Source organism: Arthrobacter nitrophenolicus, assembly GCF_000332815.1.
Lineage (GTDB): Bacteria > Actinomycetota > Actinomycetes > Actinomycetales > Micrococcaceae > Arthrobacter > Arthrobacter nitrophenolicus.
The window spans coordinates 1-13,002 of record NZ_AOFD01000084.1 but is presented as its reverse complement, the minus strand read 5'-3'; the positions used below and the strand labels follow the sequence as shown (position 1 = coordinate 13,002).

At 59.7% G+C, this 13,002-nt stretch carries 11 protein-coding genes; 10 read left to right on the top strand and 1 reads right to left on the bottom strand.

Going from position 1 to position 13,002, the window contains the following annotated elements; translation table 11 throughout:
* Positions 1-183: 183 nt before the first annotated feature.
* Positions 184-594 carry a cupin domain-containing protein gene (locus G205_RS19435; protein WP_009359510.1) on the top strand — a complete coding sequence of 137 codons (411 nt, stop codon included), beginning with the start codon at positions 184-186 and terminating at the stop codon, positions 592-594.
* Positions 595-1,823: 1,229 nt separating this feature from the next.
* Complete coding sequence (locus G205_RS19425; RefSeq protein ID WP_009359509.1) at positions 1,824-2,663, top strand: FMN adenylyltransferase; 840 nt, start codon at positions 1,824-1,826, stop codon at positions 2,661-2,663.
* 403 nt (positions 2,664-3,066) lie between these two features.
* Here G205_RS19425 and G205_RS19420 read toward each other — a convergent pair whose 3' ends face one another.
* Positions 3,067-4,122, bottom strand: a complete 1,056-nt coding sequence (locus G205_RS19420) for an AraC-like ligand-binding domain-containing protein (protein WP_139187245.1) — start codon at positions 4,120-4,122, stop codon at positions 3,067-3,069.
* Between the two features lie 277 nt (positions 4,123-4,399).
* Between G205_RS19420 and G205_RS19415 the strand changes: the two genes are divergently transcribed.
* The 8 genes from G205_RS19415 to G205_RS19380 all read left to right on the top strand — a co-directional run bounded on the left by G205_RS19415 (position 4,400) and on the right by G205_RS19380 (position 12,474).
* Complete coding sequence (locus G205_RS19415; RefSeq protein WP_009359507.1) at positions 4,400-6,067, top strand: FAD-dependent monooxygenase; 1,668 nt, start codon at positions 4,400-4,402, stop codon at positions 6,065-6,067.
* 46 nt (positions 6,068-6,113) lie between these two features.
* Entirely contained in the window at positions 6,114-7,067 is a 954-nt protein-coding gene (locus G205_RS19410) for a VOC family protein (RefSeq protein WP_009359506.1), read from the top strand.
* A 67-nt stretch (positions 7,068-7,134) separates the two neighbouring features.
* Complete coding sequence (locus tag G205_RS19405; RefSeq protein WP_012623574.1) at positions 7,135-7,818, top strand: alpha/beta hydrolase; 684 nt, start codon at positions 7,135-7,137, stop codon at positions 7,816-7,818.
* A gap of 24 nt (positions 7,819-7,842) precedes the next feature.
* A complete protein-coding gene (locus G205_RS19400; RefSeq protein WP_009359504.1) occupies positions 7,843-8,415 on the top strand; it encodes a YceI family protein in 573 nt (190 codons plus the stop codon).
* A gap of 209 nt (positions 8,416-8,624) precedes the next feature.
* Positions 8,625-9,689, top strand: a complete 1,065-nt coding sequence (locus G205_RS19395) for a maleylacetate reductase (protein WP_009359503.1) — start codon at positions 8,625-8,627, stop codon at positions 9,687-9,689.
* A gap of 206 nt (positions 9,690-9,895) precedes the next feature.
* Positions 9,896-11,110, top strand: a complete 1,215-nt coding sequence (locus tag G205_RS19390; protein WP_009359502.1) for a thiolase family protein — start codon at positions 9,896-9,898, stop codon at positions 11,108-11,110.
* Positions 11,111-11,114: 4 nt separating this feature from the next.
* On the top strand, positions 11,115-11,801 hold the full coding sequence (locus G205_RS19385) for a 3-oxoacid CoA-transferase subunit A (protein WP_009359501.1): 687 nt from the start codon (positions 11,115-11,117) through the stop codon (positions 11,799-11,801).
* Position 11,802: 1 nt separating this feature from the next.
* Positions 11,803-12,474, top strand: a complete 672-nt coding sequence (locus G205_RS19380) for a 3-oxoacid CoA-transferase subunit B (RefSeq protein WP_009359500.1) — start codon at positions 11,803-11,805, stop codon at positions 12,472-12,474.
* Positions 12,475-13,002 lie beyond the last annotated feature (528 nt).

The window sequence follows — 13,002 nt, the reverse complement described above, 5'->3', positions numbered from 1 at the left end:
TAAAGGTCCTCTATTTGGGCCTAGGTTCGCGGTTCTTTGCCGGGGTCTGCCATTCAATCTCTAGGCTTGCCGCCTAGGGCGTCGCACCCGATGAGGCAAGGATCAAAGTCCGGCAATTAGGACACAACTTTTTCCTGCTCCTAATAAAACCCCAAAGTCGATCATGAAAGGAAGTCAGCAACAATGCACACATCCAATGAATTCGAAGGCCGCGCGGTCATTGACGTTTTGTCGTCGGTCGCGGCCCCGCCTATTCCGACAGATGCTCATGCAATGACCATTTTGGTCACGCTTACCCCAGGAAGCGTTGGATCCCCTCCTCACCGCCACAGCGGACCGGCCTACGGGTACGTAGTTGAGGGCGAAATGATTTTCGAGCTGGAAGGCGAGCCCCAACGTGTGGTCAAAGCCGGGGAGACGTTCTGGGAACCAGGGGGAGACGTGATTCATTATCAGGACGGGAACAACCTGCAGGACGCTGAAACCAAGTTCGTGGTGACAATGTTCTGCGCACCTGGAAAGCCCATGCTCGAAGTAGTCCCAGCCGAGGAATTGGAGGAACGTAGGGAGCGACGGGCTCCAAGGCCCTCTTAGCATGCTGCTTCACGGCCGCCTCTGCGCGGGCGCGACAGCGGGATCATGCGTGCTGCATATTTTCCTGGTTAATAGCCTTCACCCATGGTGGCTCAATCTGATGATCATCGTCATGGTTGGGGTGTGCGTTCCGTGCGCCGCGCATACTTGGCACCGTCCAAAGGTGCGGGCGCTCCGGCAGATTAGCATCGCTGCACTGATGATGGCAGCGCTGCATGCGGGCCCTATGTTGTTTCAGACCCCTCAAGGCCACGTTCACGGGACCCAGCACTCCGTGATGCTACAGGCCACGGACGCTGGCAATGCATCAACAGTGGCCGTGATCGTGGTCGAATTGCTGACAGCGTTGCTGGCGTCGACACTCCTTGCTCGACTCAGAAGGGAAGGCTCAGCACAAACGCGTTGTTCCGATCCGCACCGAGGGCTTGTGGCGGCGAGGCAGCGTCCAGAAGGCTGAAACGCTAGTTTTGGCATTTGACGTTCCCTGGGGACCATCACAGAGTCGTGCGGTGGAGAAAAATGCTGGCAGAGTGGGCAACTCCCTGTGACTCGCTCAAGCATCATACTTTTTTACGGCTGCAGCAGCGATTACGCGAAAGCATATTTCCGATCCTGCAAAGCGCGTAATCCGGCACAGGGGGACTGGCGGTCAGGCGACATCTTTCGTCTGACCGTTAGTCCTCCATAAACATGTAGACGCGCTGGAGGATTGTGGTGTGTCTTCGATGTACGTGGGGAAGTCCGCGCGGATTCCAAGAGTAACGCGCCGAGGCTGCCTGCTCACCAGTGCGCTCCGCAGCTGCTGCAGCGAGAACGGCTCCAGGAGCCCTGAAAAAGCTGCTGTTCATGTCCGTGTCGCGAAGTAACGACGCATTCGGGCTCTGACATCCGGTTTCGGCAGCGTTAACGAAGGGGGGCAATGATTAAGGCGGGCCTCAAACCGCACTCGTTCGGAGGAAAATGTCACCTCTACGCATACACCTCGGCAACCGTGTCATTCTCCCAAGATTGATGAAATCGTTCGCGTATCGTCCTGCGCGCTCCACGTCTCTGATCGTTTCTGGTATATACACCGCCCCGGGTCGGCTATACAGTGACCCGGGGAGCTCCAATGCAGGCCCAAAGTGCGGCGGAATCTGCCGTACGCTCAAATCACAGGTATCAGGCCCGAAGTTACGTCAGCACGTGTCGCTATTAGGGCAGAGCTGCGATCTAGTCCGGATCGTCTAATGAAAATCTGGAACTCTTTGGATGACGTACCGGCTGAGACTGGCCAAACGGTTGTCAGCTTGGGCTGCTTCGACGGCGTCCACCGTGGACATCAGCTCCTTCTCGCTAGGCTTCTGAATGCGGCGGAAACAAACGCTGCCAAGTCCGTCGTTGTAACCTTTGATCCCTTGCCCGCCCAGTTGCTCTATCCAGAAACGGCTCCTTTGGCCGTCATGGCGCTTGAGGACAGGCTGGCTGCTCTTGAAGTCGAGGGTGTGGATGCTGTCTTGGTCATCAGATACACCAGAGACGTCGCGGCCCAAGCGGCGGAAGTCTTTGTAGAGAAGGTTTTCGTGAAGACACTGCACGCTGCAGCTGTGGTCGTCGGAGAGGATTGCCGGTTCGGCCAGGGACGCGCCGGAAACATTGAGACGTTGCGCGCCGCTGGGCTCAGATGGAGCTTCGACGTATCTGTCTTGGGCGATCGTACCGCAGGGGGAACCGAGGGCAGGCGCTACTCCTCGACTTGGGTGCGCGAAGTACTTTCATCTGGAGACGTAGGCATCGCTGAGCAAATCCTCGGACGACCCCACAGAATCAGAATGGAGGTGACTCGGGCTGCGGGTTCGTGGAGAACGAAAGCCCGCGCCGTGCAAGGAATGTTGCCCGCCTCCGGTGATTATGCCGGGTGGGCCCGTGTCGGCTCAGGCGAACGAATCCCCGCAATCATCCGTATCCCCCGCAGGGCCTCGCTCGCCACCGATATTACTGTTGAGCTGCAGATGCCGGCAGACCGATACGCTGAAAAGTCACCCGGCATGTCGAGGAAGATTTCCTTTGACTTTTCGTCGACATCTTGAACGCGTCCCATGTGCTTCGGCAGGGTCCCGTGCGGCCTCTACAACGCGTGAAGCGCCCATATTTAGGCGACCTGCAGCGGGCCGGGTCAAGTTCAGCTCAGTTGCCTTGACACCGGCGTCCGGCGATGTTTTGCCATCGGCAGAAAACCCGGCGCGTGCGTGGCACTATTGCCATGCAATCCGTTGCGCCTAGGGAACCACACGGTGGAAAACGGTGCAAAGCATGAGGGTATTTACCTCGACCAGGCCCAAAATGAAGTAGCGTCTACGAAGTCCAAGCCAATGAGGACTCTGCCTCGGATGTCCCAAATCAACAGTGTCCAAGAATGGCCTGATCCTTCCAACTCGCGTATTTGGCTGAGGAGCATATTCGTAACGCGCCGTTGCCCGTGCTTTTTTAGTCTCAAACGCCCCAAGAGCCGCTAAGCGCCTCTTGCCGGAATTCGGCGGGCGTAAGTCCAAAAGTTTTCCTAAAGGACATTCCGAAATGAGACGCGGTCTTAAAGCCCCATCGGAGCCCAATGGAGGCGGCGGAAACGGCATGGAGAGCGGGATCGCTTAGATCGCGCCGACAGCGTTGCAGCCGCTGATGGCGGACCCAAGACGCAACGGTGAGCCCTTGGGCTTGGAAGATGCCGTGAAGCTGGCGCAGTGAGATGTAATGCGCGGCCGCGATAGTCCTCGGTCCCAGCCCAGGATCTGAGAGATTTTCGTCGATGTAGCTCCTAATTTGCTCCAGCAAGGCCGGAGACGTTGCTTGTGGATATGAAGGGGTGGAAATATCCAATTGCCTTTGGAACATGGTGGTGATGATGTCCAGAGCTCCTTGGGCGGCAAGAATTTTGCTCCTGCCCGAGCTAGTATCCATCAGCTGGTTCATCGTGATGAGCAATGTACCCGCCGCTGGGGCGAATCCGTCCCTTGCTCCTGTACGTGTTGCTGTCAACTGGCCTAACTGCTCCGGCGGAAGGTTGATGAGACGTTGGGGAAACTTCATGCAGAGGTTGCGGTAGTCCGTGCTACTCACCACCGTCGTGGGCCGGGTTGTGTCGAAAAGGGTGAGGTCACCCGGTTGGAGAACAGCGGTGCGGTTGTCCTGCGAGAACTCACCCACCCCTGCAATTTGCAGGCACAAAAGATAATCGGGCCGATCCGTACTGCTGATACTTTCAGCTCCTCGGTGCGCCAGATGCTTGCCGGTGGACATCTCTATGAATTCAATGCCGGCAACTTTCCGATTCCGCAGATAGCCCTGAAACGCTCCGGGGCGTTCCAATTCAACTTCGAAACTCATCAGCGACCGTGATAGCAAGACTCCCCAGTCCTCAATACTCCGAACCGCTGCTTGCGGACTTTGATTCTGGTTCTGGGCGGACGATCGTGAAGCCGAATCCTCGCTTTTCAAATGCGTCTCCTCCTCTGCGGCCTGCAGGGAATGACGGACAGTGCGTCGTTGCACGCCGTTAGTCTTCCAATTTTATGCGTACGAAGAGTGACGGACAGTCGCGCTGACCTTACTGCACGGAATGAACATGCGACCGCACTCTAGAGCGATGCTTTGTGACCCGACTCACCTATAGCTTATTTCGGAAGACGCAAAACGAAAGAAGAAGTCGTGTGATGCCGGGCCTTCCGGATCTAAAGAGCGCTCGTCAAACGTCGATTCCCCCTAGAGCACCAGCAATGAAAGCTGTCACCCGTGCCCAAACTATCGGGTTGACCAGGAAGAGGTAGCTATGAATGATTATGACGTTCCAGTCCTGATAGTGGGCGGCAGCCTTGTCGGCATGACGAGCGCCGCCCTGCTGGGCACCCATGGAATCCCCTCCTTAGTCGTGGAACGCCACCGCAGTTCGGCGATCCATCCCCGTGCCGCCCTAATCCTTCAGCGTTCGATGGAGATTTTGCGGACTGCCGGGCTCGAGGAAATTATCAGTGCCAAATCGGCGGAACAGTTTGACCAGGATGCCGCGATCATGTCCGTGGAGACATTGGCGGGCGAAGAGATCGCGTGGCACTTGCCCAAACTCAATGATGGTGTCCGCGATTTGAGCCCGTGCGAGAGACTTTTTGCCACACAGGTGGCAATCGAGCCGGTGCTGAAGGGCCGGGCACAGGAGCTCGGAGCGCAGACCTTGTTCGGGACGGAATTGGTCAGTTTTGAACAGGACGCCGACGGAGTGACGGCCCTAATCCGGGACCGCGACACCGGAGAGACCTCAACAGTCCGGGCGCGGTACATGCTCGCCGCTGACGGAGCCCACAGCCCAACAAGGGATCGGCTCGGGATCAGCAGGGTGGGACATGGCGTGCTGTCAAAAAGCATCACCATCTACTTCCGCGCGGACGTCAAAGAACTGCTCCGAGGGCGGAACCTGGGAGTTATTATGGTCGTCAATCCAACACTGCAGGGGTTTTTCCGTATCGAGAAGCCGTACAAGTCAGGTTTTCTAGCTGTCCACGGTCTTGGTGATCCGCTAAACCCGAACAGTGACATCTGGACCGATTTGACGGAGGAGGGCTGCGTGGACCTCGTCCGCGCGGCCTTGGGCGACGACAGTATCGCGGTCGAGATCGATGACGTCATGCGGTGGCAGGCGACAGCTCAGGTGGCAGAAAGGATGCAAAGCGGGCGGATCTTCCTCGTCGGTGACGCGGCGCACTCAATGCCCCCGTACGGTGGTTACGGTGGTAACACCGGAATCCATGACGCCCATAATCTGGCCTGGAAGCTGGCCGCCGTTATAAAGGGAGACGCCCAGCCCGAACTTCTGTCGACTTACGACTCTGAGCGTCGGCCCGTAGCAGGCTTTACCGTCGCACAGGCCTTCTCGAGATACGTCGCACGGGCGGCACCATTCCTAGCCACTGACGACATGGAACCTCTGGTTAGCGACGCGAACATCGACCTTGGCTACCGCTACAGGTCCACAGCCGTGACAGCAGACGCCGATGACCTCGGCGAGCTCCATGGCAATCCCCGCGAATCCAAGGGCCGCGCCGGCACCCGAGCCCCACACCACCCCATTGAACTTGACGGAGAAATCCTCTCAACGCTTGACCTCTTCGGGCGAAATTTCGTCCTATTGACAGGCTCAAATCAGCCGGCATGGCACGAACGCGCCCTTCGGGCCTCGAAAGCACTCGACATTGACATCGACGTGCATTCCATTGGCGACTCGGGTGGATACTCCGACGCCGGCGGTGGCTTCTCTGATGCCTATGGCATCTCAGCAACGGGCGCCGTACTCGTCCGGCCCGACGGCTTCGTCGCCTGGCGTGCCGTCACTGATGCTGATGCCACCGACGTCTCCATCAGTGCAGTTCTCATCGACCTGCTGGGCCACGCAAGCCAGGCCCCGAATTCGAACGCCGAGGACATCGCCCAACCCCAGCCCGCATAGCCCCCAAGTCCAACCCCATTTCATCGATAAACAAAGGAGCAACACCATGGCCTATCTTGAAGGCTCGCACCATGTCACCCTGTCCGTCGGAGGTGCCCAGGAAGACGTTGATTTTCACGTCAAGACCCTGGGCATGAAATTCATCAAACGCACGGTCCTCTTCGACGGTTCAACGCCCGTCTACCACCTCTACTACTCCAACGCCAACGGTGATCCCTCCTCGGTGGTTACAACATTCCCGTGGGCCCAAGCCGGTCTTGTTGGCAAGCGGGGAACGAACCAGGCCCGTGAAGTTCTGCTCTCGGTACCGCCGACGTCCCTCGACTACTGGCACAAGCGACTTAACCAGCACAAAATTGATGTTGAAAATATCGAGGTTTTCGATCAGCGACGTCTCGCTTTCCGCCACCCCAGCGGCATCGAGTACGTTTTCGTCGGCAATGAAAATGACGACCGCGAAGGATTTGCAGGGAATGGCGTACCGGCCGAACATGCTATTCATGGTCTGCACGGCGTCGGAATTCACGTTTCAACCCCTGAGCGTATGGTCGACTTCGCCAACGACACCTTCTTCGCCCAGGGAACCATTCTGGAAGACGGAGACCGGGCAGCACTCCAGGTCGGCAACGAGAAAATCGGCAACCACATCGAACTGATCGCGAACCGGAGTGAAGACCAGGGTACCTGGACTTACGGTGCAGGAACCTTCCACCACTTCGCGTGGAACCTGGACACCCTGAAGAACCAGGACGAAGTGAAATTCGGCATCGAAGGCGCCGGCTACACGGACATCTCCGAACTTAAAGACCGCAAGTACTTCAAGTCGGTGTACGTCCGCACTCCAGGTGGTGCTCTGTTCGAACTGGCGGTCACTCACGAGGACGGTGGCTGGGATTGCGATGAGTCCCCGCACGAACTCGGGACGAAGTTCCAGGTCCCTCCCCAGTTCGAGTCACGCCGAGATGAAATGTTCGAGCAACTCGAACACATCACCGTCTAACCACTGGAGGGAGCGTGACCTTGACCATCCCGCTCCCTCCAGTCCTTACCAGGTAGGAGTAACCGCCATGGCAGCTAACAGACATCTCGAACAACCCGTGGTGTCATGGGGCACTGGACGATCAGAGGCGCGCATGGCAGTCATGGCGGTGCACGGCCGCGGCCAATCACCGTCCTTCATGCAGGAGCAGTCACTGAGGATCCGTTCCCACGGAATTCGTTATTACGCTCCCCGTGCATTTGGCGACAGCTGGTACCCGCGGCCCTTTATGGAACCCATTGAGGGCAATGAACCGTACGTCGCTGAAGCCCAAGAAGCCTTGCGTGCCACTCTATTGAGGATGCAGGACGACGGTTTTGCACCACAAGACACCGTCCTTTGGGGCTTTTCCCAGGGCGCCTGCCTTCTCTCGCATTTCATCCTGACCACGCCAATGCCATTCGGGGGGCTCCTGCTTTTCACTGGGGGCTATATCGGGAACGAATCCGTTGAATCCCAACAGGACAAACCTCTGCATGGTGTCCCTGTCCTTATTCGAAGCATCGAGCACGACCCGTGGGTCCCCTCCAGCCGGGTACAGGACACCGCGGAGATCCTGACCAGGCTGGGTGCAAAGGTTGACCTGCGGATCTCCCCGGGGTCCGAACACATCATCACTGATGAAGCCATGTCCGCGGCAAGCCGCCTGCTAAGCCAAGAACCGAGAAAACCAGCAGCTCGACATAGTCACCAACACTCAGCAGACCAGTAACACCACCACCCTTAGGAAAATCAAATGTCCATTTCGACCAACTCCACTCCTTCCACCCTCCTAGGGCTTACCCCTGGGATCTGGACTCTCGACAGCTCTCACAGCGAGATCGGTTTCACTGTTCGTCACGCAGGCATCAGCAAAGTACGCGGTAGTTTCGACGAGGTGACAGCCACCCTTCAGGTGTCAGACACACTGGAGAAGTCGGCGGCCACCGCAACCATCGCTGCGAAGAGCCTTAATTCCAACAACTTGGACCGCGATGCCCATGTTCGCGGCGGGGACTTTTTCGACGTCGAGCAGTTTCCCACCCTTACCTACCAGTCCACCGGATGCAGCAGAAATGGCGACACATACAACCTGGAGGGGAAACTGACAATCCGTGGCCTCACCAGGCCCGTAACCCTAGTAACCGAATTCAACGGCGTGACTGTCGATCCGTTTGGTGCGACTCGGGCAGGGTTCTCTGCCACAACGGTGATTAGCCGCAAAGAGTTTGGCCTAACGTGGAACGCGGCTCTTGAAGCAGGTGGCGTCCTGGTCGGAGACAAAGTCACGATCAACATCGACGCCGCGTTTATAGCAACCAACGCCTAAGTGTGTGTGACGGCGCGATGAGGAGATTGCTCTCCAAGTAGAAAGAATCGCGGTAAGGCCAAGTGCCGGGGACAGGCTGCATTAGCTACCAACGCCACCAAGACAATGTGCCGCCGTTGACGGCTGCGCAAGGTTCGAGCAGATGGAGTCGCCCTGAACCTCGCGCAATCTATCTCCCGCAACGGCAAATCACAACCTAAGGACCCTTTATGGACCTCGAATTTGAACATAACACTCTCGGACAGCGCGTGCTCTTCGCCCCAGGCAAAGCCGCGGAGAAGCTAGAGGCTGAAGTCTCCCGTCGCGGTGCACACAGCATCATGCTGATCGCTTCAAAGGCCGAGATCGAGATTGCGCTAGGAGTTAGTTCTGCCATCGAGGTAGCCCTGACTTATACGGATGTTGCCCCGCATGTGCCAGTCGAAAAGGCGGAGAAGGCGCGGGCGGCCGCCGCCGAAGCAGGTACTGATTTGCTGGTGTGTGTTGGCGGCGGATCAACGACAGGGTTGGCCAAGGCCATCGCCCTGACCAGTGGCCTGCCCATCGTCGCTGTTCCAACCACCTACGCCGGATCTGAAGCCACTAACGTCTGGGGCATGACGGAGGCGTCCCGCAAGACGACCGGAGTAGACGACGTTGTACTCCCCCAAACGATCATCTACGACGCCGAACTAACCTACTCCCTGCCAGCGGGGCTTTCCATGGCATCCGGATTGAATGCTTTGGCCCACTGCATTGATTCCATGTGGGCTCCAGGCAGTGACCCCATCAACCAGGCCTTGGCCACTGAGGGCATCCGGGCGCTGTCACAGGGCCTGCCGCGTATCAAGGCTGACCCGCGCGACCGGAAAGGACGGGAGCAGGCTCTCTACGGAGCCTATCTCTCGGCGGTCGCGTTCGCTGCCGCCGGCTCCGGTATGCATCATAAAATTTGCCATGTTCTTGGTGGCGCATACAACCTGCCTCACGCCGAAACTCATGCCGCTGTCCTCCCTCACGTTCTCGCGTTCAACGCTCCGGCTGCACCGGAGGCCGCCGCCCGTATTGCTGCCGCGTTTGGTGCCGAGGCAGCCGTCGATGGCCTTAACGCGCTGCAGGAGGCAATTGATGCGCCACGAGCGCTGAGGGACTATGGGCTGGCCGAGACGAGCATCTTGGAAGCAGTCCAGCTAATACTCCCGGTGGTCCCGCCAACGAACCCACGGTCGGTGACGCAGGATGCCCTCAGGCAACTACTCGAATCCGCATGGGCCGGAACGGTGCCAATACGCTGACTTGAAGGCGCTCCGTTGGATCATTTCTGCCTCGTTAACAGCGCAAGGTCATTCTGTTTGTAAAGAACGTCGGGTTGGTGGTTCTCACAGCTTTAGAAGGAAATGCTCGAGAGCTGAGAGGCGAGACGATGTTTGGCAGGGGTGCTTGCTTGCTTCGTTGAAGATACCTACAGCCAGCAGATCAGAGGAACTTTGGAGAAGATTTCGTGAACCAGGCTTTTGTGTACGACGCCGTGCGCACCCCGTTCGGCAAGTTCGGTTCCGGCCTTGCCGGTGTCCGCCCGGACGACCTTGCCGCGCACGTGATCAAGGAGTCCGTAAAGCGCGCCCCCGGGCTGGATCCGGAGCGGATTGATGAGGTGGTGTTCGGCAACGCCAACGGTGCCGGTGAGGAGAACCGGAACATCGCCCGGATGGGCACCCTGCTGGCGGGTTTGCCGGTGTCCATTCCGGGGACCACGGTGAACCGGCTCTGTGGCTCGTCGCTGGACGCGGCGATCATCGCCTCCCGCCAGATCAACGCCGGCGACGCGGACCTGATGCTCGTGGGCGGTGCGGAGTCGATGTCCCGCGCGCCGTGGGTGCTGCCGAAGACGGAGAAGCCCTACCCGGCCGGGGACATGACGCTGGCTTCCACCACCCTTGGGTGGCGGCTGGTGAACAAGGCGATGCCCAAGGAGTGGACCATCTCCCTGGGCGAGGCCACCGAACGGCTGCGCGAGAAGTACGGGGTGACCCGGCAGGCACAGGATGAGTTCGCCGCTAACTCCCACAACCTGTCCGCCGCGGCATGGGACGAAGGCTTCTACGACAACCTCGTGGCCCCGGTGCCGGGCACTGACCTGGTGCGGGATGAGGGCATCCGGCCCGGTTCCACCGCGGAGAAGCTTGCGGCACTGAAGACGGTGTTCCGTTCAGAGCCTGAGGGCGCCGAGGTGGGCGGCACGGTTACCGCCGGCAACGCATCCCCGTTGTCCGACGGCGCTTCCGCGGCCTGGGTGGGGTCCGAGGCTGCCGCCGGGCTGCTTGGGCTTGAGCCTCTCGCCCGCATCGCGGGCCGCGGTGCGCATGGCAACGACCCTCAGTACTTCGGCTTCGCCCCGGTGGAGGCTGCGAACAAGGCCCTCGCGAAGGCGGGCATCGGCTGGGACCAGGTGGGCGCCGTCGAACTTAACGAAGCCTTCGCCGCGCAGTCACTGGCCTGCATCAACGCCTGGGGCATCGACCCTGCCATTGTGAACGGGCATGGCGGGGCGATCGCGATGGGCCACCCGCTCGGCGCGTCCGGCACCCGGATCCTGGGCACCCTGGCCCGGTCCCTGCAGGCCTCCGGGGAACGGTGGGGCGTCGCGGCGATCTGCATCGGTGTGGGCCAGGGCCTGGCCGTGGTGCTCGAAAACGTTACTGCTCGGAAGGCGTAGGGGAATGTTGAACTTTGCAGATTCGGTCCAGGAGGCCGTGGCCGGGATCAGTGACGGTTCCACCGTGATGATCGGCGGGTTCGGCAACGCAGGGCAGCCGTTCGAACTGATTGACGCGCTGCTCGAATGCGGGGCCACCGGACTGACCGTGGTGAACAATAACGCCGGCCAGGGCGACCAGGGCCTGGCTCTGCTGATCAAGGAAGGCCGGGTGAAGAAGATGATCTGTTCCTTCCCGCGGCAGTCCGATTCCTGGCACTTCGACGCCAAGTACAAGGCCGGCAAGATCGAACTCGAACTGGTGCCGCAGGGCAACCTGGCCGAGCGCATCCGCGCTGCCGGTGCCGGGATCGGCGGGTTCTTCACGCCCACCGGGTATGGCACCATGCTGGCCGAAGGCAAGGAAACCCGGATCATCGACGGCCGCGGCCAGGTGTTCGAGACGCCCATCCACGCCGACGTTGCCCTGATCAAAGCCCTCAAAGCCGACGGCAAGGGCAACCTCGTCTACCGCAAGACCGCCCGGAACTTCGGCCCCATCATGGCCGCCGCTGCAAAGCACACCATCGTCCAGGTGTCCGAGGTCGTCCCGGTCGGCGGGCTCGACCCGGAGAACATCGTCACCCCCGGCATCTACGTCAATACGGTTGTCCGCGTGGCGGCTTCGAGTTCAGCAGGAAAGGTGGCTTGAGATGACCACTGCAACAACCTCCATCCAGACCTCCGCCACACCCCTGGGCCGGGATGACCTCGCCCGCCTCGTGGCCAAGGACATCGCCCCGGGATCGTTTGTGAACCTGGGCATCGGCCAGCCCACCCTTGTCTCCAACTACCTCACCGAGGACCAGGACATCACCCTCCACACCGAGAACGGGATGCTCGGCATGGGCCCGGAAGCCACAGGGGACGACATCGACGGCGACCTCATCAACGCAGGCAAGATCCCCGTGACTGAACTCCCGGGTGCGTCCTACTTCCACCACGCCGACTCGTTCGCGGTCATGCGCGGCGGGCACCTGGACATCTGCGTCCTGGGCGCCTTCCAAGTCTCCGCCACCGGTGACCTCGCGAACTGGCACACCGGGGCACCCGGGGCGATCCCCGCCGTCGGCGGCGCCATGGACCTCGCCACCGGCGCCAAGGACGTGTTCGTGATGATGACGCTCCTGACGCGTGAAGGCGCCTCCAAGATCGTGGAAACCTGCACCTACCCGCTCACCGGCGTCGGCTGCGTCACCCGCGTCTACACCGACAAAGCCGTGTTCCTCACCGGACCCGAAGGCGTCACCGTCCGCGAAACCTTCGGCTGCACCCTCGAAGAACTCCAGAAACTGGTACCCGTCCCGCTCAACTTGGCCGCCTAAGGCCGAGCTCCGAGCTGGCCCAGCAGCAGGCAAGAGCATACGGAATGGTACTCCGCGCCCGTCATGTGGCAGGACGAGCGTCCTCTGTTGATGGACTACTGCAGGACTTGGAGCTTCATGTTTCGGCCGCGGGCCAACGACATCGAGAGGGTATAAGGAATGCGTACTGCTCTGAATGCCGTATCGGGCAGTGGTGAAGTAACGGTCTTTTCACCTGGTGTGGCTGAAGTTGTGGTCGCAAAGGCAGCAGACCTCGACCACGCTCTCCACAACGCGGTTACTTTGGTGATGGAAACCGCTATCGAGCGTCGAACGGGAATTATGATGACCCGCCTAGGCATCGGGAGGTACATTGTGCAGGTCCATCCAGAAGTCCCAGTTGGGCTCATCCGCGAACGACATGTACTGAAGGCGGACCAATAGGCTGCACGGTTACCTTCTCTGTGCCGGCCGTAGAGACGCGTTGGTCCACACAGCCAATCTGAAGCGCCGCTAATAGCCCTGGTGCAGCTGGTGAGGCAGTTCAAT

Coding starts and splice junctions, on each gene's coding strand:
- G205_RS19435 (WP_009359510.1), top strand. CDS start 184: ATGCACACATCCAATGAATTCGAAGGCCGCGCGGTCATTGACGTTTTG.
- G205_RS19425 (WP_009359509.1), top strand. CDS start 1,824: ATGAAAATCTGGAACTCTTTGGATGACGTACCGGCTGAGACTGGCCAA.
- G205_RS19415 (WP_009359507.1), top strand. CDS start 4,400: ATGAATGATTATGACGTTCCAGTCCTGATAGTGGGCGGCAGCCTTGTC.
- G205_RS19410 (WP_009359506.1), top strand. CDS start 6,114: ATGGCCTATCTTGAAGGCTCGCACCATGTCACCCTGTCCGTCGGAGGT.
- G205_RS19405 (WP_012623574.1), top strand. CDS start 7,135: ATGGCAGCTAACAGACATCTCGAACAACCCGTGGTGTCATGGGGCACT.
- G205_RS19400 (WP_009359504.1), top strand. CDS start 7,843: ATGTCCATTTCGACCAACTCCACTCCTTCCACCCTCCTAGGGCTTACC.
- G205_RS19395 (WP_009359503.1), top strand. CDS start 8,625: ATGGACCTCGAATTTGAACATAACACTCTCGGACAGCGCGTGCTCTTC.
- G205_RS19385 (WP_009359501.1), top strand. CDS start 11,115: ATGTTGAACTTTGCAGATTCGGTCCAGGAGGCCGTGGCCGGGATCAGT.
- G205_RS19380 (WP_009359500.1), top strand. CDS start 11,803: ATGACCACTGCAACAACCTCCATCCAGACCTCCGCCACACCCCTGGGC.